This window comes from Streptomyces sp. NPDC102360 (genome assembly GCF_044766085.1).
Taxonomy (GTDB): Bacteria; Actinomycetota; Actinomycetes; order Streptomycetales; family Streptomycetaceae; genus Streptomyces.
In genome coordinates this window covers 209,917-230,162 of record NZ_JBIWLG010000001.1, presented here as the reverse complement: position 1 = coordinate 230,162, position 20,246 = coordinate 209,917, and the positions used below count along the sequence as shown (strand labels likewise).

General features: G+C 71.5%; 19 protein-coding genes. 8 read left to right on the top strand and 11 right to left on the bottom strand.

The window, feature by feature from the left end; translation table 11 throughout:
• Positions 1 to 161: 161 nt before the first annotated feature.
• Complete coding sequence (locus tag ACIRHA_RS01075) at positions 162 to 587, top strand: ATP-binding protein (RefSeq protein ID WP_403838468.1); 426 nt, start codon at positions 162 to 164, stop codon at positions 585 to 587.
• 43 nt (positions 588 to 630) lie between these two features.
• Here the strand turns inward: ACIRHA_RS01075 and ACIRHA_RS01070 are convergent, their stop codons facing one another.
• Positions 631 to 1,854, bottom strand: a complete 1,224-nt coding sequence (locus ACIRHA_RS01070; RefSeq protein ID WP_403838466.1) for a macrolide family glycosyltransferase — start codon at positions 1,852 to 1,854, stop codon at positions 631 to 633.
• A gap of 92 nt (positions 1,855 to 1,946) precedes the next feature.
• Between ACIRHA_RS01070 and aac(6') the strand changes: the two genes are divergently transcribed.
• Both aac(6') and ACIRHA_RS01060 read left to right on the top strand, forming a co-directional pair.
• A complete protein-coding gene (gene aac(6') / locus ACIRHA_RS01065; RefSeq protein ID WP_403838464.1) occupies positions 1,947 to 2,420 on the top strand; it encodes an aminoglycoside 6'-N-acetyltransferase in 474 nt (157 codons plus the stop codon).
• 139 nt (positions 2,421 to 2,559) lie between these two features.
• The gene (locus ACIRHA_RS01060) at positions 2,560 to 3,393 is read left to right on the top strand and encodes a PIG-L family deacetylase (RefSeq protein WP_403838462.1); all 834 of its coding nucleotides are present in this window, start codon (positions 2,560 to 2,562) and stop codon (positions 3,391 to 3,393) included.
• Positions 3,394 to 3,420: 27 nt separating this feature from the next.
• On the opposite strand, the gene ACIRHA_RS01055 is transcribed toward ACIRHA_RS01060, so the two are convergent.
• From ACIRHA_RS01055 to ACIRHA_RS01040, 4 genes are read right to left on the bottom strand one after another with little or no spacing between them, the layout of a single operon-like run.
• Positions 3,421 to 4,803 (bottom strand): MFS transporter, encoded by a 1,383-nt coding sequence (locus tag ACIRHA_RS01055; protein WP_403838460.1) that lies wholly within the window; start codon positions 4,801 to 4,803, stop codon positions 3,421 to 3,423.
• Positions 4,800 to 6,467, bottom strand: a complete 1,668-nt coding sequence (locus ACIRHA_RS01050) for an AMP-binding protein (RefSeq protein WP_403838458.1) — start codon at positions 6,465 to 6,467, stop codon at positions 4,800 to 4,802. The genes ACIRHA_RS01055 and ACIRHA_RS01050 overlap by 4 nt, the downstream gene beginning before the upstream one ends.
• A 10-nt stretch (positions 6,468 to 6,477) precedes the next feature.
• The gene (locus ACIRHA_RS01045; protein WP_403838456.1) at positions 6,478 to 7,362 is read right to left on the bottom strand and encodes an alpha/beta fold hydrolase; all 885 of its coding nucleotides are present in this window, start codon (positions 7,360 to 7,362) and stop codon (positions 6,478 to 6,480) included.
• Positions 7,359 to 8,231, bottom strand: a complete 873-nt coding sequence (locus ACIRHA_RS01040; protein WP_403838454.1) for a MaoC/PaaZ C-terminal domain-containing protein — start codon at positions 8,229 to 8,231, stop codon at positions 7,359 to 7,361. Before ACIRHA_RS01040 ends, ACIRHA_RS01045 begins: the two co-directional genes overlap by 4 nt.
• A 183-nt stretch (positions 8,232 to 8,414) precedes the next feature.
• On the opposite strand from ACIRHA_RS01040, the gene ACIRHA_RS01035 reads away from it, so the two are divergent.
• The 3 genes from ACIRHA_RS01035 to ACIRHA_RS01025 all read left to right on the top strand — a co-directional run bounded on the left by ACIRHA_RS01035 (position 8,415) and on the right by ACIRHA_RS01025 (position 12,326).
• Positions 8,415 to 9,041: a TetR/AcrR family transcriptional regulator gene (locus ACIRHA_RS01035; RefSeq protein ID WP_403838452.1), complete on the top strand. Its 627-nt coding sequence runs from the start codon at positions 8,415 to 8,417 to the stop codon at positions 9,039 to 9,041.
• Between the two features lie 112 nt (positions 9,042 to 9,153).
• A complete protein-coding gene (locus ACIRHA_RS01030; RefSeq protein WP_403838450.1) occupies positions 9,154 to 10,380 on the top strand; it encodes a metallophosphoesterase in 1,227 nt (408 codons plus the stop codon).
• A gap of 293 nt (positions 10,381 to 10,673) precedes the next feature.
• Positions 10,674 to 12,326, top strand: a complete 1,653-nt coding sequence (locus tag ACIRHA_RS01025) for an AMP-binding protein (protein ID WP_403838448.1) — start codon at positions 10,674 to 10,676, stop codon at positions 12,324 to 12,326.
• 28 nt (positions 12,327 to 12,354) lie between these two features.
• On the opposite strand, the gene ACIRHA_RS01020 is transcribed toward ACIRHA_RS01025, so the two are convergent.
• From ACIRHA_RS01020 to ACIRHA_RS00995, 6 genes are read right to left on the bottom strand one after another with little or no spacing between them, the layout of a single operon-like run.
• Entirely contained in the window at positions 12,355 to 12,654 is a 300-nt protein-coding gene (locus tag ACIRHA_RS01020) for a hypothetical protein (protein ID WP_403838446.1), read from the bottom strand.
• A complete protein-coding gene (locus ACIRHA_RS01015) occupies positions 12,654 to 13,304 on the bottom strand; it encodes a VWA domain-containing protein (RefSeq protein ID WP_403838444.1) in 651 nt (216 codons plus the stop codon). Before ACIRHA_RS01015 ends, ACIRHA_RS01020 begins: the two co-directional genes overlap by 1 nt.
• Before the next feature lie 14 nt (positions 13,305 to 13,318).
• Positions 13,319 to 14,473 carry a hypothetical protein gene (locus ACIRHA_RS01010; protein WP_403838442.1) on the bottom strand — a complete coding sequence of 385 codons (1,155 nt, stop codon included), beginning with the start codon at positions 14,471 to 14,473 and terminating at the stop codon, positions 13,319 to 13,321.
• Positions 14,470 to 15,672: a protein phosphatase 2C domain-containing protein gene (locus tag ACIRHA_RS01005; protein ID WP_403838440.1), complete on the bottom strand. Its 1,203-nt coding sequence runs from the start codon at positions 15,670 to 15,672 to the stop codon at positions 14,470 to 14,472. Before ACIRHA_RS01005 ends, ACIRHA_RS01010 begins: the two co-directional genes overlap by 4 nt.
• A complete protein-coding gene (locus ACIRHA_RS01000) occupies positions 15,669 to 16,085 on the bottom strand; it encodes a hypothetical protein (protein WP_403838438.1) in 417 nt (138 codons plus the stop codon). The genes ACIRHA_RS01005 and ACIRHA_RS01000 overlap by 4 nt, the downstream gene beginning before the upstream one ends.
• Before the next feature lie 9 nt (positions 16,086 to 16,094).
• The gene (locus ACIRHA_RS00995; protein WP_403838436.1) at positions 16,095 to 16,850 is read right to left on the bottom strand and encodes a hypothetical protein; all 756 of its coding nucleotides are present in this window, start codon (positions 16,848 to 16,850) and stop codon (positions 16,095 to 16,097) included.
• A gap of 171 nt (positions 16,851 to 17,021) precedes the next feature.
• On the opposite strand from ACIRHA_RS00995, the gene ACIRHA_RS00990 reads away from it, so the two are divergent.
• Positions 17,022 to 17,729: a Crp/Fnr family transcriptional regulator gene (locus ACIRHA_RS00990; RefSeq protein ID WP_403838434.1), complete on the top strand. Its 708-nt coding sequence runs from the start codon at positions 17,022 to 17,024 to the stop codon at positions 17,727 to 17,729.
• A 118-nt stretch (positions 17,730 to 17,847) separates the two neighbouring features.
• Positions 17,848 to 20,229 (top strand): ATP-binding protein, encoded by a 2,382-nt coding sequence (locus ACIRHA_RS00985; RefSeq protein ID WP_403838432.1) that lies wholly within the window; start codon positions 17,848 to 17,850, stop codon positions 20,227 to 20,229.
• The last annotated feature ends 17 nt before the right edge of the window (positions 20,230 to 20,246 follow it).

The following is a 20,246-nucleotide window of genomic DNA, read 5'->3' as shown; positions in this document are numbered from 1 at the left end:
GCCCCCTCTGCTCCGAGTCGCATCGCGCCGGGTCGCCGCGATCCATGCACTCAGAGTGACGACTGCCCCCTCGTACCGTCCACCCCACGCGCCCGTACGCTGACTCCCCGTACGGGACGCCGCTCTCGCATCAACCGGATCGCGGGCACCACGCTGACACCATGAACCAACACGCGGCGCCCCAACTCACCACACCCGTACGCACGTTCACACAGCTTCTGCCCTCGACACCCCGCGGCGCCCGCCTGGCCCGACACCTGGCCGCCACCACGCTGCACTCCTGGGCCGCCCCGCCGGACCTCACGGAGCGTGCCGAACTCGTCGTCGCGGAACTCGCCGCCAACGCGGCCACCCACGGCCGCCTGCCGGGCCGCGACTTCCGCCTGGCGCTCACCTACGACGCGGCCTCCCACCGTCTCCGTATCGAGACCACCGACGCCCGCGGCGACCGCTTCCCCCACCACCCGCCCACGTCCGCACCCCTCCCCACCTCCGGCCGCGGCCTGCTCCTCGTATCGGCCCTGTCCGACCGCTGGGAAATCCTGTCCCACCCACCGGGCGGCAAAACGGTCGTGGCTCACCTGTAGAGGCGTGGCCGACGGCTGACGAATGTCCCGCGCACGCCGCACCTCACCCGCCGCCCAACATCCCCCGCACCAGCTCCGCCGCCCGCCCAGCCCCGCCCTCCGAGCGGAACCGTCGGCCCATCGCGGCGGCGGCCCCGGCCATCCCCGGATCGCCCAACACCCGTTCCACGGACGCCCGTAGCGCGGCGGTCGGGACGGGGCGGTGGGAGAGGGGCTGGCGGAGGACCACCGCCGCGCCGCGCTCCGCGACCGAGCGGGCGATCAGCAGCTGCTCGACCTGTTGCGGGACGGCCACCAGAGGCACCCCGTAGTGGAGGGATTCGAGCGCGCTGTTCATGCCTCCGTGGGTGACGAACACCGACGCCTCGCGCAGGACCGCGAGTTGAGGGACCGTACGGCGGGCGAGGGTGTTCGGCGGTGTGGCTCCCAGGTCGGCCGGGTCGACCGCGCTGCCGGTGGCGAGGACCACGCGGACCGGGAGGTCTCCGAGCGCGTCGCAGCAGGTACGGAAGAAGGGCGCGCCGCCGTCGTGCAGCGTACCCAGAGAGACCAGGACGACCGGCTGCCCGCCGGAAAGGTGGGCGGAGAGCTCGGGGTCCAGGGGTGTGGACTCGGCGTCCGGGCTGGTCGTCGGGCCGGTGAAGCGGCAGCCGGCGTCCAGGCGCGGGGCGGGTGCCTGGAGTTCCTCGGGGATCGGGAAGAGCGTCAGGTCGCCGCGCAGCGGCAGCATCGGCGTGGGCGGGACGGCGTCCGTTCCGAACTCATTGACCAGCGCGCGCTTGGCCCGTAGCGCAGCAGGCATGTCGCGCAGGGTCGGGCCGACGACCGCGAGGTTCTCCCGCACCGTGAGGGCCTTCACCGCGCCGGCCCCGACGAAGAAGGTCGTCATGAACGAGATCGTGGGCAGGTTCAGGATGCTCGCGGCCAGTCGGCCCCAGAGCGCGTTCGAGTCGTGCATCAGGGCGGTCGGGCCCAGCGCTCTCGCCTGTTCGACGACGAACGGGACCAGCGCCGAACACGCCCTCAGCACCTTGACCACCACCCCCACACTGCTGCCTGCCCTGGTCGCCTCCGCGATGTCACGTGACGTCAGCACCCCTTCGGGATACGGCACGAACCTCGCGCCCGTCTCCCGGATGCGGTCCTCGAACTCGGCGTCGCACAGGTACACGACATCGACACCGGCGCCGACGAGTTCGGTGACGACGGGGAGGGTGGGATTGACGTGTCCCGCGGCCGGCATGCCCGCGATCAGCAGAGTGGTCATGGAGGTGACGATAGGCCCGGCGGCGACAGGCCCGGCGGCGCGGGCAAATTCCGTTGAGGGGGCCCGCGCCCCCCCGGGGGAGGATGCCGTACATGGAGCTGAACGGGGACAAGGTCCTCCTGCGACCCGTGGCCGACGGCGACGACGAGATCCTCACCAAGATCGTGCACGAACCGGAGGTCGCGGCATGGTGGTCGCCCCCGGACGACTACGCGGACATGCTCGCCGTCGTCTTCGAGGGCGAGGTCATCGGCGCGATCCAGTACGACGAGGAGAACGAGCCGGAGTTCCGCCACGCCGGCATCGACATCTTCCTGACGGCACGGTGCCACGGGCAGGGTCTGGGAACCGACGCGGTGCGCACGCTGGCCGGGTGGCTCGTGCGGGAGCGCGGTCATCACCGGCTGACCATCGACCCGGCCGCGGCCAACACCGTCGCGATCCGCAGCTACGCCAAGGTCGGCTTCAAGCCCGTCGGGATCATGCGGGCGTACTGGCGCAACCATCGGACGGGCGTCCCGGAGGACGGGCTGCTCATGGACCTGCTCGCCGGGGAACTGACCTGAGCGCGCGACACCGAAGCCGGGAAGGCCGAATCGGCCGCCTCGGGAACAGCGGGACCGTCCCGCGCGGTTGCACCAGCCAGGGGCGCGGCGCATCCACCGCGCGCTCCGATCAGACATGTTTCCGCAGGAGGACCCTTTCATGACCGAACGACCCTTGACGCTCATGGCCGTGCACGCCCACCCCGACGACGAGGCCACCAGCACCGGAGGGGTCCTCGCGCGGTACGCGGCGGAAGGCATCCGCACGGTGCTCGTGACCTGTACCGACGGCGGTTGCGGTGACGGGCCGGGAGGCGTCAAGCCCGGCGAACCCGGCCACGATCCCGCGGCCGTCGTCAAGATGCGCCGCCAGGAGCTCGAGACGAGCTCCGAGGTCCTGAAGATCAGCGACCTGGAGACGCTCGACTACGCCGACTCCGGGATGATCGGCTGGCCGAGCAACGAGGCCCCCGAATCCTTCTGGCAGACCCCCGTGGAGGTGGGCGCCGCCCGGCTCGCGGAGCTGATGCGCCACTACCGCCCCGATGTGGTCGTCACCTACGACGAGAACGGCTTCTACGGCCACCCCGACCACATCCAGGCCCACCGCATCACCATGGCGGCCCTGGAAATGATCGACTTCACGCCGAAGGTGTACTGGACGACGATGCCCCACTCGGGGATGCGGCGGTTCGGCGAGATCATGCGCGAGTTCAATGAGGACATGCCGGAGCCGGACCCCGCCGAGGCCGCCGCGCTGGCCGACATCGGCCTCCCGGACGACGAGATCACCACGTGGGTGGACACCACCGCGTTCAGCGGCCAGAAGTTCGACTCGCTGGCCGCGCACGCCAGCCAGGGCGAGAACATCTTCTTCCTCAAGATGGGCAAGGAGCGGTTCGGCGAGCTGATGGGCCTGGAGACCTTCGTCCGCGTCAAGGACACCACCGGCGCGGCCACACCCGAGAACGACCTCTTCGCCGGCCTGCGCTGATCCGCCGCGCGATCCCGCCCCGCGACCTCAGTCGAGGCGCAGGGCGGGCTCCGCCACGCGGTGCGACCCCGCCGCGTACAGGTCGCGGCGGAAGGACTCGCGGATCGTGTAGACCGAGACGAAGGTCAGCACCGAGAGCAACAGGATGTACGCGGAGACCGACCAGGACGAGTCCGTCGCGGCGAGCATCGCGGTCATGAGGAACGGGGCGAGGCCGCCGGCGAGCACCGACGCGGTCTGGTAGCCGAGGGAGGCGCCGGAGTAGCGCACCTCCGCCGGGAACATCTCTGCGTACAGGGCGGCCTGCGGCCCGTACATCGTGGCGTGGATCGTGAAGCCGATCAGCAGGGAGACGAAGGTCAGCGGCGCCGAACCCGTGTCGATCAGCCAGAACAGCGGGAAGGCGAAGAGGCCCATGAGCGCCGCGCCGGTGAGGTACAGCTTGCGGCGGGACCAGCGGTCGGAGAGCGCGCCGAAGAGCGGGATGGTGACGATCTGGGTGGCTCCGGCGCCCAGGACGCAGACCAGCGTGGTGGTGCGGGAGAGGCCGGCGTGCGTGGTGCCGTAGTCGAGCATGCCGCTGATCAGGATGTAGAACGTGGCGTTCACGACGAAGAAGGCACCGGCGGCCTGGAGGATGGCCCGCCAGTGGTGCCGTAGGGCCTGGCGCAGCGGAGACTTGCGGACCCCGGCGGTGTGCTCGGCCTGCGCGGACTGGTCGCGCATCGCCCGGAAGACCGGCGAGTCCTCGATCTTCAGCTGTACGTAGAGGCCGACGGCGACCAGCGCGAGACCGGTCACGAAGGGGATCCGCCAGCCCCAGCTGGTGAACGCCGAGTCGGACAGGGTCGCGGTGAGCAGGAGGAACACGGCGTTGCCCGCGACCGCGCCGATGATGGCGCCGGTCTGGACGAGACTGCCGTAGAAGCCGCGCCGTTCCACGGGCGCGTGCTCGGTGAGGAGCAGCGCGGCGCCGCCCCACTGCGCGCCGACGCCGAGCCCCTGGATCAGGCGCAGGAGCACGAGCAGTACGGGTGCCCACATGCCCACGGTGTCGTACGTGGGGAGCACACCGACACCGAACGTCGCCACGCCCATCACCACGAGCGCCCCCACCAGCGGCGGTTTGCGCCCGAACCGGTCACCGAGGTGGCCTGCGACGATCCCGCCGAGCGGCCGCGCGACGAAGCCGACGGCGAAGGTGGCGAAGGAGGCCAGGGTTCCGGCGATGTCGCTGAAGGAGGGGAAGAACAGGTCGCCGAGGACGAGCGCCGCGGCGGTGGCGTAGATGAGGAAGTCGAACCACTCCAGGGCTGTGGAGAGCACGGCCGCCCCGGCGAGCCGGCGCATCCCGTTGCCGTGCGTTCCGTTGCCGTGCGTTCTGCCGCCGCGTGTTCCGCTGCTGGTCACCGCTGGTCGCCTCCTGTCGGGAGCTGCTGGGACGGGAGCTGCTGGGACGTGAGCTGCTGGTTCAGGAGCTGCTGGGCCTGTTCGCGGAGCGCGGCGGCCCGGATCTTCGTGCCGTTCGTGCCCGAGGTGGTGGGCATGCGGTCCAGTACGTGCACGGCCGCCGGGACCTTGAAGCGGGCCAGGCCCTGCGCGCACCACTCCCGCAGGCCCTCGGGCTCGGTGGGTGTGTCGAGGACGACGAAGGCCACCGCCTGCGGCGCACCGTCCGTGCCGCGCGCGCCGACGACCTTCGCGGTCCGTACGGCGGGGTGCCCGGCCAGCCGCTGCTCGATCTCCGCCGGGTCGACGAGGAAGCCGCGCAGCCGCAGCACGTCGCCCATCCGGCACACGTACTCGACGGCCCCGTCCTCGGCGAGGGTCGCCAGGTCCCCGGTGCGGAACCATCCGTCGGGGGTGAAGGCACGCTCGGCGGCCTCCGGATCGCCCAGGTAGGCGTCGACGACGTTGGGGCCGCGAAACTGCAACTCGCCCTGTACGCCGGGCCGTACGGGCTCGTCCGTCTCCGGTTCGACCACCCGTACGGCGATGTCCGGTGACACCGGATGGCCGCCGCCCACCCAGCGGCGCGGCGCGGGTTCGGCGGTCGGCCAGCACAGGGCGAGGGCGAAGACCTCAGAGGAGCCGTACACACCGGAGGTGTGTGTACCGAACTCCTTCCGCGCCCACGCCGCGATGTCACGGGTCCGGCCGAGGAAGTCGGCCATGCCGAGCCAGCGCAGCCGGGAGAGGTCGCGCGGCTCGCGCCGCCAGGCGTCGACGAGCCGGGAGACCATGTCGTCGCCGCCCACGAGGTGGGTCGCCCCGTGCCGGGCGAGACCGGCGAGCGCCGTGTCCTCCTGGAAGACGGGTTCGAGCAGGCAGGCGGCGCCGCCCGCGATCGCGGCCATGGCGGTGGTGAAACCGAAGGTGCCGGAGAGCGGCAGGATGCAGCCGACGACGTCGCCGTCCTCGATACCGAGGGCCCGGGCGTCGGCCAACGCGTGGGCGACGACGGCGGACTCGCGGTGCGCGGCGAGTTTGGGCCGGCCCGTGGAGCCGGAGGTGGTGAAGGCGACGGTGAGTTCGTCCCCGGTGGGCGCGGGCACGGCGGTGGTGTCCGCGGTGGTGCTGCGGGGCGTCCAGGCGCCGGAGCCCATGTCGTACGCGCGGGGGTCGGCCGGCGGGGCCGCGTCCGGGCCCGGGACGACGGCGACCACGGGAGTGGGCGCGGTGGCTCGGTTCAGGGCGCGGCGGAGGATGCCAGCCAGGTCGAGGCCGTGGAAGTCGTGCGCGAGGGCGATCACCTGCGGGCGGGCGCGGTCCAGTACGTGCACCAACTCGTCCACGTTGTAACGGGTGTTGACCCCGACGACGTGGGCTCCGAGGCCGGCGGCGGCGAACTGCCAGGCCAGCGCGGACGACCAGTTCGGCAGCCAGACCGCGACACAGTCGCCGCGGCCGACACCGGCGTCCGCGAGGTCCGCGTGCAGCCGCGCGACGAGCAGTTGGAACTCCCGGCGGGTGACGGCCGTGCCCTGGCCCGAACCGGATCCCGCGTCGATGGCGAGGACGGCATCGGGGTCGCGGTCCACGAGCCCGGACAGCAGATCGGTGAGCGTGGTCATCGAAGTCCTTTCACCGTGCGGTTCGGCGAGACGGTGTGCGATCCCCTGACAGTTGCCGCAGCCACCCGTGGAGCAGCCCCGCGAAACCGTCGAGCTCCTCCATCGGGTAGTGGCCGACGCCCGACAGCAGGGCGTACCGCCCGTGCGGCAGCGCCTCGGCCGTCCGTCGCACCCGTTCGGGGTCGATCCACAAGTCGTCGGCGCCCGCGACCAGTTGGACGGGGCAGCGGGTGTCTCCGAGCGCGTCCCGTACGTCGTGCGTGCCCCAGCCGATGAGGTCGGCGCCGGAGACGGCGGGGTCCTCGCGACGGTGCATGGTGGCGATGAGTTCGGCCGTGGCGGGCGGCGCGGCGGAGCCGACGACCGCGAGGGTGCCCAGGTACGTCCGGTCGGAGCGGCTGGGCGCCGCCAGATCCTGCAGTTCGCGGCGGAGCCCTGCCACGTTGACCCGTCCGGGGCCGGCCTCGGCGGCCAGGACGACGGCTCCGGCCAGTCCAGCCCCCGCCCGCACCGCCAGGTCGAGTGCGATCTTTCCGCCGATGGAGCACCCGACGACGTACGGCTGCTCCAACTCAAGGGCGGCGATGAGGCGTTGACACCAGTCCGCGTACTGAGACAGGTCCTCGACCGGGCCGAAGCGGGCAGGCTCGGAGCGGGCAGGCTCGGAGCGGGCGGGCTCGGAGCGGCCGTGTCCCGGCAGATCCGGGACGATCACGCGGTAGCCGAGCGCGGCCAGCTCCTCGGTGGTGCGGCGCCACTGCACACCGCTCTGCCCGGCCGTGTGCAGGCAGAGCACGGGGGTGCCGCCCTCCGCACGGTCGGCGTACACCTCCTCTACGTAGCCGAGCACTCCGTCGATCTCCAGGTAGCGGGCCTCGTGCCGGATGCGGCTCATGCGTGCGCCTCCTCGGCCCGTACCAGTGCCCGTGCCGCGTCCGTGATGAGGTGCAGGACCTTGGTCAGGCGCAGGTACTCGTACGCGTCGCCGGTGGCGTGGAACTGTCCACGCATCATGCGTGCGACGAGATCGTTGCGTTCCCCTGTGAGCAGCTCGGCCCAGGTCAGTTCGTCGGCGGCAAGGGTGAAGGTCGGCCCGTGCGGGGTGCGGCGGGCGACGTCGATGATGCGGCCGAGGTAGACGCGCAACTGCACCTCGCTGTCTCCCGACCGGAGTCCGATGGCGCCGTCCCAAGTAGCGGTCGCGGCGGTGAACTGCTCGTCCTGGGCGAGGAGTTCCGCGAGGGCGCTCCCCCACTCCACGGTTCCGGGTGCGAGGGCGGCCGGGTCGGGGCCGGTGCCGCGGGCGCCGACCAGGACCGCGCTGGTGCCCTCCTGGACGCGCTCGCCGCGCTGGTTCTCGAGGACCACGTGCCGGTGGACCACACCCTGGTGCGGGTCGGATGTGCGGCGACAGCGGGTGATGGTGACCGTGCACCGGAGGGTGTCACCGACGTACGAGGGCTTCAGATAGCGCCAGTTGGTGTCGAGCAGGGCGATGACGGATTCGCCCGCGAGGCCCATGTCGTGGAGGAATCCGAGGAAAGCCGCGATACCGAACGGCCCGTGCAGGACCGGCCGTTCGAAGCGTGTCCGCGCCGCCCATTCGGGGTCGGTGTGCAACGGGTGCCGGTCACCGCTGAGTTCGGTGAACGCCGCCAGGTCGTCGGCGGTGATCCGGCGCGTACCGCTGGTCCAGCGTTGGCCGGGCCGGAAGTCCTCGAAGTACAGGGACCGCGTACGGACCGCCGGTTGCGATGCTGCCACGCGCGACTCCATCCATCCTCCGTCCAACTCTCGTCCGCTCCGACAAGAACGAACGTTCATGCGTAGGGAAGCAGCGCACAAGTCGACCCGTCAATAGGCGCGTTACCCCTTCCCGAAAAGGCGCGTTGCCCCTTCCCGCATAGGCGCGTTGACCATTCCCGGAGGGACCCGTAGCCTCCCCGCATGAACGATCGTTCTCCCGTACCGGACCTGATCGGCGACTCCGGCCGGGGCAATGAGGCGGCCATCCTCCGCGCCGCACTGCGGCTGTACGCGGAGCGCGGCTTCAACGGCACCTCGATGCGGGACATCGCCCGCGCCGCGGGCACCAGCCTGTCCAACCTCTACAACTACTTCCCGTCCAAGGCCCGCCTGCTCGCCGAGCTCCTGAACCGCGCCAACGCGCTACTGTCCGCGCAGGTGACGTCGGCGGTGGACACCGCGGGCAAGGAGGTGGCCGAGCAACTGGGCGCGGCGGTACGCGCGTACGTGAGTTTTGTGGCGGACTACCAGACCGCCATGCTCATAGCGCTGAGCGAGGTGCGTCACCTGGAGGGCGAGGAGCGCGCCCAGGTGGTCGTCGAACGCGACCGCAACCAGGAGATCTTCGAGGAGTTGGTCGCCGCGGGCGCCGCGTCGGGCGCCTTCACCACCCCGTACCCGCGGGACGCGGCGCGCAGCATCCTCGCGATGTGCTCCACCATCGCCACGTGGTACCGCCCGGAAGGCCGGCTGACCAAGCAGGACCTGTGCGACCAGCACGCCCGCTACGCCCTGGCGCTCCTGGAGGGCGCGGTCGACGGCGACTGAGCCGCGGTGCGCACCCTTTCCGCGACGGCGGACAATGGGCTGTCCGGAATCCGCGGAAGCCGAGGCCGGAGCAGAATGGGGTTCCGCCGGACAGAACCTCAGGAGGGGCAGCGTGACCGACACCAGCGACACCCGATCCGCCGACAGCACAGCCAGTGGAACGCAGGAGGCTCCACGGAGCCGGCTGCGGCGCCTGATGCGCTACATCCCGCTGATCGCCCCCGTTCTGCTGTGGGCGGTGCCGTGCTGGGTCCTCCTGTACGCCGGTCAGCACTGGCCGCTCCCCGTGGCGCCGATCGGCACCGCGTTGTTCGCCCTCGGCCTGATCGTCATGCCACTCGCGATGATGCGCGGTCACGGCCGGCGCCAGCAGGACCGCGCGGCGATCGTCGGTGACACGTTGCTGGGCGGCACCTGGGTCCTGTTCACATGGTCCGTGCTGCTCGGCGTGCTGCTGCGGCTCGCCCTGACCGTGGCCGGTGTCGGCGACGGCCAGGACCGGGCGCGCATCGTCACCTGGGCCGTCCTCGGCGTATCCGCCGTGCTGCTCGCCTGGGGCTACGCCGAGGCCCGGCGTGTGCCGCGCGTGCGCCGACTCGACGTACAACTCCCGCGCCTGGGAGCCGGGTTGGACGGCACCCGGGTCGCCCTGATCACCGACACCCACTACGGTCCGCTCGACCGCGCCCGCTGGTCGCAGCGGCTTTGCGACACGGTGAACACCCTGGAGGCCGACCTGGTCTGCCACACCGGCGACATCGCGGACGGCACGGCCGAACGCCGCCGCGCGCAGGCCGCCCCGCTGGGCACCGTGCGGGCGACGCGGGCCCTCGTCTACGTCACCGGCAACCACGAGTACTACAGCGAGGCCCAGGGCTGGGTCGACCTGATGGACGAGCTGGGCTGGGAGCCACTGCGCAACCGCCACCTCCTGCTCGAACGCGGCGGTGACACCCTCGTGGTCGCCGGTGTCGACGATGTCACCGCGGAGTCCTCCGGCCTCGCGGGCCACCGCGCCCACCTCGCCGGAGCCCTCGAAGGCGCCGACCCCGAACTCCCCGTGCTCCTCCTCGCCCACCAGCCCAAGTTCATCGACCGCGCGGCGGCCCACGGCGTCGACCTCCAGCTCTCCGGCCACACCCACGGCGGCCAGATCTGGCCCTTCCACCACCTGGTCCGCCTCGACCAGCCGGCCCTCGCCGGCCTGAGCCACCACGGCACCCGCACCCTCCTCTACACCAGCCGCGGCGCCGGCTTCTGGGGCCCACCCTTCCGCGTCTTCGCCCCCAGCGAGATCACACTGCTGGTCCTCCGCTCACCTCAGGGGCCGTCGGCGTAGGGCCTCAAGCGACAGCACGTACCGAGGGATACAGAGGTCAAATCCCGGAAGGGCAAAGGAAAAGAAGGAGTCAAGCGTGCGGGTGCGGGGCAACCCGAGGCGCGTGCGGAAGAAGCGGGGAGTTAGCCTGGATCTTGGTTGTCCGGGGCAACCAATGTTCCTGGGCGGGTGCCACTCGCGCCGGGCGCGGCGTCATGCGCCGACGGCTCCGGACCGCCTCCCCCACGCCCAACAAAGCACTACCACCGGCGCGTACGAAGACAGGCGGGCCGGTGGCCCCAGGAGGACGATCCATGCCTGCCGAGGCATCCGCACCCACCCCCACCCCCGCAACACCCCAGGCGTCCGAAGGCAGTTCGAACGACCTGGTGATATCTGACGCCGCGTCCGACACATCGGGCCCCTTCCGCACCTTCGTCGAGGACAACCTCGACATACTGGCGGCCCACCCGGACCGCGAGGTCCTGGTCCACGGGGACCGGCGACTGACGGCAGGTCAATTCCGGGCGCTGGTACACCGCATGGCCCACGCGATCGCCGCTCAAGGCGTCACGCGCGACGCGACCGTCACCCTGCTCAGCGGCAATCTGCCCGAGACCATCGCGGCCCGCTACGCCGCCAACCTCGTGGGCTGCCGGGTCAACCACCTCTACAACAAGCTGTCGGCCGACGTACAGGCCGCGATCGTTCAGGACGTCGAGACCCAGGTACTGATCGTCGACCCGCACTACGCGGACCGCGCCGTGGAGATCACCGAGGCCGCGCCCGTACGGCACGTTCTCGTACTGGGCGAGTCCAAGCGTGAGATCGGTCAGGACCTGCTGGCGCTCGCCACCGAGCAGCCCGACGAGCCGTTCGTGTCCCGCGCCCGCCCCGACGACATCTGCACCATCCGGCACACCGGCGGTACGACGGGCCACCCCAAGGGCATCGTCACCACCTTCGCGCAGGTCAACCGGATGCGCCGGATGGTGGCTCAAGCGAGCCCCTCGGAACGGGAGTCGCCCCGGCAGCTCGCGTGCACCACCCTCGCGCACGCCGCGGGCATGCTGGCGGACGGCGTCATCCAGGCCGGCGGCACCGTCGTCCTGCACGACGACTTCGACGCGGGCGAGGTGCTCGACACCATCGAGCGCGAGCGCATCACGCACCTGTTCCTGCTGCCGCCGCTCGTCTATCAGCTCCTCGACCACCCGGACTCCGAGCGCCGCGACCTGAGCAGCCTGCGCGGCCTGACGTACGGCGGCTGCCAGGCCTCGCCCGCGCGGATCTCGGACGCCGTACGCCGCTTCGGGCCCGTACTCCTGCAGTTCTACGGGCAGAACGAGGCCGGCGGCATCAGCGTGCTCACCCCCGAGGACCACGACCTGGACCGGCCCGAGCGGATGCGCTCCGCGGGCAAGGTGCTGCCGAGCGTGGAGGTCGCCATCCGCGACACCGACGGCAAGGACCTGCCGGTCGGCGAGCTGGGCGAGATCTGCATCCGGTCCGAGGGCACGATGACGGGCTACTGGAAGCAGCCGGAGCTGACCGCCGAGGTACTGCGGAACGGCTGGCTGCACACCGGTGACATCGGCTTCCTCGACGAGGAGAACTACATCACCGTCGTCGACCGGCTCAAGGACATGATCGTGGTCGTCGGCGGTCACGTGTACACCACCGAGCTGGAGGACCTGCTCAACTCGCACCCGAAGGTGCTGCAGAGCGCCGTCTTCGGCGTCCGGGACGCCGACCGCATGGAGCAGGTGCACGCCGCGGTCGTCGCCGCGCCCGGCGTCGCGCTGGAGGCGGAGGAGCTGCGGGCCGCGGTGCGCGGACAGCGCGGCGCGATGTACGAGCCGGCCCACATCACCTTCGTGGACGCGCTGCCCCTGACAGACGCGGGCAAGCCCGACAAGAAGCTGCTGCGGCAGTGGGCGGAGGAGCGGGCCCAGAGTCTTTCGTAGCCGCCACTGGGCGCGCGCCTCGACCTCTCTATCGCCCGTTCAACGGACCACCGGTAGCGGTGCCCGCAGGGCTGGGCGGAAGAGAGGGCGAGGCCGGTAGCCGGCGGTGCGGCGACGGCGCCTCGGGGACGCGGGAACGGGTGTGGCTCGGCTGCACGGTCGTCGCCGGGCGCGGGCCGCTTCCGCTCCCGTTCCCCGGGGTGTCGAGGAGGTTGCCCGTCACTTCGACCGTGGCGCCGCAGGCGAGCAGCACCACGGCCAGCGCGGTGAGTCCGGCGGAGGCACGCCGCCGCCGGCTCGCCGTGACACGCGATTCGATGTCCGTCATCAGTCCACGTACTCCTGGGCGACCTCAACGTAGTTGAAGCCCTTGACGTCGGTGGCGATCTGCATCCGGCCGCTCTTCGACGAGGCGATCAGGGTGTTGAGCAGACCGGTGATCGCTTCGCTGAGCGCCGACTCGGTGTCCGAACCATCGGCGATGAACAGCGCCTTGGTGGCCACCTGTTCCAGTACGTCGCGCTTCGCGCCGCCGAAGCCGTAGGCGATCACGTGCGGATGACGCGGCCAGTCCCGATCCACGAGTGTGCGGAACGGGTCCCGCCAGTGCGGATCGGTCGGCACTCCGTCGGTCAGGAAGAAGACCGTCGGCCGCAGCACGTCGAGGTTCTGCATCCTCAGGTTGCCGACATCCTGTTCGATGCACTCCCGCACCCGGTCGAAGGTCTTGCCGTACTCCGTGCGGCCGCCGCAGATCACCTCGGGCATGACCGGTACCTGTTCCATGTCCGACATCGGGATCACCACGTGCACATCGGTGGAGAAGGCGACGACGCTGACCCGGGCGAACTCCGAGACACGTGGATTCGTCGCCAGGTTGTAGTGCAGACGGGCAAGGGTCGCGTTGAGCACTGCCTCGTGCTGCTTCATCGACGAGGACGCGTCGATCACTACGTAGGTGGGCAGGCAGAGTGACATGGTGCACCTCTGAGCTAGTGGTTGGCGGCGATCACGATCAGCAGGATCGCGGCGATGACGACGACGAGGACCCAGCCGACCTGCATGCCGGTCTCGGACGGTTTCGGCGGCGTCGAGTCGGCTTTCTTCGCGGGCTGTTGAGCGGCGGCGGGCGGTCGCGGAGCCGGGAGCGGCCTGGGCCGCGCAGGCAGCGGGGGCAGCTTGGTGCGTGTCGGACGTGGTGTGGTCCTGAGATACGGGCCGCTGTTCAGCGCCTGGTTCAGCTGAGCGGCCGAGGGACGTCGCTCGCGGTCGGTCGCGAGCAACATGTCGAGCAGTACTTCGGAGACGGCCGGCTGGTTCGGCCAGGGGGACGCGGCGACGGTGTGGAAGGTGTGCGCGTCACGCAGGCCCGTCATGCACTTGGCGACGAGCAGTCCGAGCCGGTAGCGGTCGGTGTACTCGTCCGCGTCGGTACCCGGCGGTGTGAGTGGGTCGGCCCAGTTCGGCTGGTGGATGTCGGGCATCTTCGCGGGCCGGCAGCCGTCGACGTCGATGAGGTAGACGGAGTGCTGGTCCGGGTTCCAGAAGGCGTTGGAGAACGACCAGTCGGAGTAGACCAGGCCCAGCTCCTCCAAGATCGTGGCAAGCAGCGCCAGTTCGCGGCAGGCGTCCAGCCTGCCCGCGGCGCCGGGGGACGGCAGTCCGACGCCCCGGATCGACGCGTCGGACTTCGCCAGCCAGTCGATCTCCACGAAGCGGCGCTCGCTGAACGCGCCGCGCCGCAGCTCGCTGCGGTACTCCTCGGGCGCCATCGGGATCACGCAGCCGACGGCCGGATTGCCGGGCTCCTCGATCCGGGCCGCGGGCCAGCACGTGCCCGTGTACAGGAGCGCGCTCTCTACCGGCGGCAGCGTGTCCGGGGCCGAGATCAGCAGGTCCAGCCGCTGGGCGTCCTCCGGGTGCTGGTCCGGCCGGTAGAGCTTGGCCAGCCAGCCCGGGTGGTCCGTCAACGGCCGTACGGCGACGGCCTGGCCGTTGTGTTCGGAGATCGGCTCGGCCAGCGGGCCGAGGTCGCCGACGCTCACGGCTCGTGGCAACGCCCAGCCTCGCGGATCGGCCGCCGGACTGCCGGTGGTGCCGGTGCCGGTACTGTCATCGGCTCCGTCGACGAGAGGGGATTCGGTCATGCCCGGCCCCCGTTCCACGTCACGACCGCGGTGCGGTCGTCGAGGCACTGCGGTGCGTCGAAGCCGACGTCGGCGGTGAACCGGCTGGCCGGCACCGGCGCGCGCCAGGCGTTCGCGAAGTACTCGTTGACGTTGCCCGCAGGGTCCGCCCACGCGTCGCCGATCCCGTCCGTGACCAGGGCGAGGGCGGCGCCGGGAGCCAGCGGGAGGTAGGCGTCCCCGACCAGTTGCGGGGTGTCAGGCAGTCGGCCGGCGACCTCGTTCGAGACCACGGCGGACGTGCGGTCCTTGGCCTCGCCCGCGGCGAACCGCCACGACGGGACGTGCGGGTCGAGCGTCCAGGCCGAACTGTCGCCCAGCCACGCGATCCAGGCCTGCGCGACACCGTTCGCGTCCGGCTCGGCGAGCACCGCGGTGATCAGCACGGTGGCCAGGTCCGCGGTGTCGACGCCCCGGCCGCTCGCGTGCGCGGCGATGGACTGCGCGATCCGCCCGTACAGCTCCTTGGCGTCGAGCCCGCCGAATCCCACGGTCTCGAGCTGTTCGCGCAACAGGGTGACGGCCTGGCTGGAGGCCGTGGTGGCCCCGGCGTCGGACCGGGCCGCGCTGGACAGACCGTCGGCGACGGCCACGATCGCGTACCGGCTGTCCCGGCTGCGACCGATCCGGTAGGAGTCCTGGCGCGGCTCGGCGGGTTCGGCGCAGCGGTGGCCCGGCCCGATGACGGAGGCCGCGCGGAGGGTGAAGGCACCGACCGTGGCCTCGTCGGCGGCGATCCCGTTCTGTACGGTGCGCTCCGGCAGCAGCCAGCGGTAGCCCTGGGCGTGGGCGCCGTCGCCGAAGCGGGGGACGCTCAGATCGGTCGGCCGCTCGCGCAGGAAGGGCCGGGGTCTTGGGGGCTGGGGCTGGGGCGTCGCGGGCCCGGTGGCGTAGCGGCAGATCGGAGGCGCCGCGTCGGGCCGCGGTTCCTGGGCGGGGCGCTCCCGCTGTCCGGCCGACCGCGCCGAGGGCTCGGACCCCAGCACGGCCGCCGCGCCGATCACCCCCACGGCAGCGAGGGCGAAGGCGTCCACCAGCGGGCCGAACCGCCGGTGTTCCGCACTGACTTCGAAGAAGGCGCCGATGACGACGGCCGCGAACAGCACCAATCGCCACCGTCCTTCCATGAGCGCGCCGCGCCGGCCGTCGGCCCGGCTCACGGCCGTTCCCCGCGCTCGTGGGACGCCGGCCCGGACGCGAAGTGCTGGCTGCCGTTCTGCACCGCGTACACCTCACCCGAGTTGGTCGCGAAATTGAGCTGGGTCACGTTGCCCGGCCTTCCTGGAGTGCGCAGCGAGGCCAGGGCCCTGACGTCCTGTACGAGATCCGGGTTCCCGTCGAGCAGTTGGGACAGGGCCTCGGTCCAGTAGTCCTCGGCCCGGGCGTCGACCGCTCCCCTCGTGGCGGTCGACGCCCGGTCCAGCGCGACGGTCAGCTCGTTGCCTCGGCTGCCGCGGGCCCGGGCGAGCACGCGGCTCATCAACTGCTTGGCCTCCTGCCAGAGATCCGTGCCCATGGCGGCGACCAGAGCGGTGGCGCCGCTTGCGGCCAGCTCGGCGAGTTCCTCGTTCATCAGCGGGTATCAACCTCGGTCGTTGTGGCGGATGTGCTGGTCACCCCGGTGCACGGCGAAGACCGTCCCGTGACCCGTGGCCCGGACGAGCTGCTCGACGGGCTGTGGCTCGGGCTGTACGGGACGCTCTGATGGCGCAGGCCGCTCGCCGGAGCCGGCCCGCGGCCCAATGGGGCTGCCCGGGTACCAGAGCCAGGCCCGCGCGGCGTACTCCTTGACGCGCACGTCGGTGGGGGTGAAGGCGTCGGCCTCGAGCCCCTCGTGGCCGTGTCCGACGGTCTCCTCGTGGACGTGGTGCGACAGGATCGCGGCCAACGGGGTGCCACCGGTGCCGGTCAGGGTCGCGTGGCGGAGCGGGGCCGAGTCGAGCAGCCGGGCCAGCGCCTCGAAGGGGGCGCCGGAGACGGTGCCGTCCGGGTCGAGCCGGACCTCGCCCGCGTGCACCGCGACCCGCACCCGTAGCCGGGTGTCCGCGCAGGCCCGCCGGTTGTGCGCACGGATGCGTACGGCCAGCTCCGGGAGCAGCGGAAACAGCAGGGCCGCCTTGGGCAGTTGGGCCGGTGCGACGAGCCGGCAGCCGTCGCCGGTGTCGTCGCGGATGAAGTCCCGTGCGTCCAGCTCCGCCGCGCCCAGGGCGTCGGCGAGGGCGGAGCGCAGCGTGCCGCGGATCTCCTGCAGCCGCCGCTCGCCGCGGCCCGCGGAGCCGGCGATGTCGCACGCCAGCAGGGCCCGGTACTCGTATCTCGACTCGCGTCTCGGATTCACTGCGCCTCCACGTCACGGCGAACTCCGGCAATTCGAGGTCGAGTTGCCGTCGTCCGGGTCGTCCGGTGTGGACAAGATGATTGACGAGACCGTAGAGGAGGGGTCCCCGGGCGGAACGGCTACTAATACGGCTTGTGCGGTTTCGGCCGCGCCAAGAAGAGAGGTGGGGCGATGAGCACCACACGTGTTCACGGGGGCGCGGCCTACTGGCCACCGGCCGGGTTACTCGGCCGGCTCGACGAGGCCGACCGCACAGTCCTCATGGGGCTCGGCCACGGCGTGGCCTATCCGGCCGGACAGATCACCATCCGCGAGGCGGACACCTCGGACTTCGCGCTGCTCCTGCTCGGCGGCATGGTGAAGGTCACCGCGCGAGCACAGGACGGCCGCGAGGCGCTGCTGGCCGTACGGATGGCCGGGGACCTGGTCGGGGAGTTCGCCGGGATCGACGGCCGGCCACGCGTCGGCACCGTGACCGCGTGCGGCAGGGTGCTGGCCCGCTACATACTCCGGTCCGAGTTGCTGGAGTGCACGAAACAGCACCCCACCATCGGACTCGCGCTCAGCGCGAGCGTCGTGGGCAAGCTGCGTACGGCGACCGGCCGGATCGTCGACTTCACCGGTTGCGACGTGCTCGGACGGCTGGCGAGGATCCTGCACCACCTGGCCGTCACCTACGGGCGTCCCGGTCGGCGTGATGCCCAACTCCCGCTGTCACAGCCGGAGATGGCCACCCTGGTCGGCGCGGCGGAGTCGTCCATCCACAAGGCCCTGCGGGCGCTTCGGGAGTCCGGCGCCATCACGACCGGCTACCGCAGGATCACGATCCTCGACCTGGATCACCTCGCTCGGATCGCCGCGGCGGCCGGGCCCGCCTGACCGTCGGCGATCTCGCCGAATACGGCCGAATACGTAAAAGCACCGGGTTCGCACGAAGGGTCGGCGTCAGCCTGTCCGGGTGCCGAGACCCTGGCGCGGGAGAGAACGAGGGAAGCAGATGTCTCAGAACAACGGTGCTCCGGACGGTTCCGAAGGTATCCGGACCGGCGACGTGTCCGGAACGGTGGTCATCGGCAACAACAACACGGTGAGCATCCTGGAGGGAACGCTGCCGGATCCGGTCAAGCGCCCGTCGATCTCCCAGCTGCCACGCTCCACCGCCGAGCCGCTGATCGGCCGGGCGCGGGACGTGCGGACCCTCCAAGAGGCAGTCACAGCGCGGCCGTTGGTGCAGATCTGGGGTGCGTCCGGGGTCGGCAAGAGCGCGCTGCTGCGCCATCTCGCCTGCTCGATGGCGCACGGCGACGACGGCGCCGCGTACATCGAGGCCGGCGGGCGTACGGCCGACGACATCGCGCAGGCGATCTTCGACATCAGCTTCGACGCGCCGAACTACAAGCCGTCGTGGGAGGTGCTGAAGGAGCATCTGAAGACGCTGCGGCTGCGGATCTACCTGGACGACGTGGGGCTCGCCGAGAAGGAGCTGCGCCGGCTCGTCGACATGGCCGAGCGGTCCACGTTCGTCTTCACCGCGCAGGAACAGTCCACGGTCGACGCCGTGCACGCGATCCGGCTCAAGGGGCTGACGGCCGCGGCGGCGGCGGAGTTGGTGTCGGCGCTGCTCTCGCGTGAACTGCGGCCCGACGAGGTGCCGCTCGTGGACGCCCTGTGCGACGCGGTGGACGGCAACCCGCTCCGGCTGCGGCGCATCGCCCTGTCGGCCGCGACCGGCAAGGGCCTGCCCGGGAAGGCCGATCTTCCCGAACTGCTTCCCGCGCTGCTGAAGAAGGTCGGCCCGCGGGAGCGCGACCTGCTGCACCTGCTCGGTTCGCTGTCCGGCGCCGAGTTGGCGCCCCGGCATCTCAACGATCTGCTGGACCGGACGGACGCCGGCGCGCTCGCCGACGGCCTGGTACGGCACGGCCTGCTGCTCGCCTCGGAGACCGGCTACAGCTGTCCGCCGGATGTGGCCGAGTGCGTGCTGGACACGCGCAGGACGGAGTATCCCGCCGACCGGCTCTGCCGGACGCTCACCGCGTGGGTCGAGGCCGGCGACACCACCGCCGACGATGTCGCGGTGCACTTCCAGGCCCTTGACGTGGCGGTGCTGCGTGCCGAGCGGAGCGGACATCCGCGGCTCGGCGTGGCTCTGGCCCGTGCCGCCTCGCCGAAGCTGGCGCTGTCCCGGCAGTTCGACGCGTGGGGCAGCCTGCTCGGAGTCGGCTGGGCGGCGGCGAGGAGCGCGGGGGTCCAGGAGGACGAGGAGTTCTTCCTGCACGAGGCCCGCACCCGGCGGAAGGCGCTCGGGCGGGGCGCGATGACTGCGGCCCTGGTACTTGAGGCGGGGGTGCTGTGGCATGAACTCACGGCGCTGCATGGGCAGTCGGTGGCCCAGCAGGTGACCAACGCGGCGTCGAACGCCGGACTGCCGGGCCACGCGTTGGCCACGACGCCCGGACCGGTCCACGTGCCGCCGCCCCTCCCGGACCCGGTCACCACCGCGTCCGCCGGGCACACGACGACGGCCGCCCACACGGCGAGGCCGGTGTTCGATGTGTCCTCCGCTTCGACGCAGCCGCACGTCGCCGCCCACGCGAGCGCCGCGCCTCCCACCACACCCGTACCTCAGCAGATCGACCTCTCGTCGGCGCACACCTCCGTTGCCCATTCGACCCCTGCCACGAGTACCACCACATCGGCGACGGGCACCACCACACAGGCGGCGGGCGCGGGCCATTCGGCGACCACCGCCGCCGGCGCGGCGGGCGCCAAGGGCGGAGCATCGGCACTCGCCGCGGCGTGCGCGATCGGCGCGGCCGCGGTGCTGGGCGTAGGCGCCATCGTCTACGCGAACAACCAGCCGACCCCGTCACCGACCGCCGCGCCGAGCGCCGTCAGTACGCCGTACCTGGGCAACGACAACGTGCCCGCCGGCGACACCGCGCCTGCCGAGGCGACCTCGCCCAGCGTCGATCCCGTGTGCGCGACCGTGATCCCCGACCTGTCCTCGGGGCTCCAGCAGTACTCCACCGACTCCGCCACCGCGTCCGCCTCGATCGACTCGTACAACAGCGCCATGGACTCCTACAACTCGGGCGCCACGTCCACTCCCCCCGACGACAGCACGCTGCGCTCCGAGGTCGGCACCGTCATCAGCGACCTGCGGTCCGTCGAGTCCACGTTGCAGGACGCCGTCTACGAAGCCGAGGACAGCTCCGTGGAATCGGACCTCGACGACATGCTGACGGCCACTCAGGAGCTCACGAGCGAATACGAGTCGTACGCGAGCGACCCGGAGAACTCCCAGGTCGACCCGTCGAGTGAGGCCTCGGCGATGAACGCCGCGTCGGACAGCCTGCAGACCGACTGCGGCGCGTGACCTCGACACCAGCCACG

Bases quoted from the DNA above. Each gene is read 5' to 3' on its own strand.
- ACIRHA_RS01075 (WP_403838468.1), top strand. From the start codon at position 162: ATGAACCAACACGCGGCGCCCCAACTCACCACACCCGTACGCACGTTC.
- ACIRHA_RS01070 (WP_403838466.1), bottom strand. From the start codon at position 1,854: ATGACCACTCTGCTGATCGCGGGCATGCCGGCCGCGGGACACGTCAAT.
- ACIRHA_RS01060 (WP_403838462.1), top strand. From the start codon at position 2,560: ATGACCGAACGACCCTTGACGCTCATGGCCGTGCACGCCCACCCCGAC.
- ACIRHA_RS01050 (WP_403838458.1), bottom strand. From the start codon at position 6,467: ATGACCACGCTCACCGATCTGCTGTCCGGGCTCGTGGACCGCGACCCC.
- ACIRHA_RS01045 (WP_403838456.1), bottom strand. From the start codon at position 7,362: ATGAGCCGCATCCGGCACGAGGCCCGCTACCTGGAGATCGACGGAGTG.
- ACIRHA_RS01035 (WP_403838452.1), top strand. From the start codon at position 8,415: ATGAACGATCGTTCTCCCGTACCGGACCTGATCGGCGACTCCGGCCGG.
- ACIRHA_RS01025 (WP_403838448.1), top strand. From the start codon at position 10,674: ATGCCTGCCGAGGCATCCGCACCCACCCCCACCCCCGCAACACCCCAG.
- ACIRHA_RS01020 (WP_403838446.1), bottom strand. From the start codon at position 12,654: ATGACGGACATCGAATCGCGTGTCACGGCGAGCCGGCGGCGGCGTGCC.
- ACIRHA_RS01015 (WP_403838444.1), bottom strand. From the start codon at position 13,304: ATGTCACTCTGCCTGCCCACCTACGTAGTGATCGACGCGTCCTCGTCG.
- ACIRHA_RS01010 (WP_403838442.1), bottom strand. From the start codon at position 14,473: ATGACCGAATCCCCTCTCGTCGACGGAGCCGATGACAGTACCGGCACC.
- ACIRHA_RS01000 (WP_403838438.1), bottom strand. From the start codon at position 16,085: ATGAACGAGGAACTCGCCGAGCTGGCCGCAAGCGGCGCCACCGCTCTG.
- ACIRHA_RS00990 (WP_403838434.1), top strand. From the start codon at position 17,022: ATGAGCACCACACGTGTTCACGGGGGCGCGGCCTACTGGCCACCGGCC.
- ACIRHA_RS00985 (WP_403838432.1), top strand. From the start codon at position 17,848: ATGTCTCAGAACAACGGTGCTCCGGACGGTTCCGAAGGTATCCGGACC.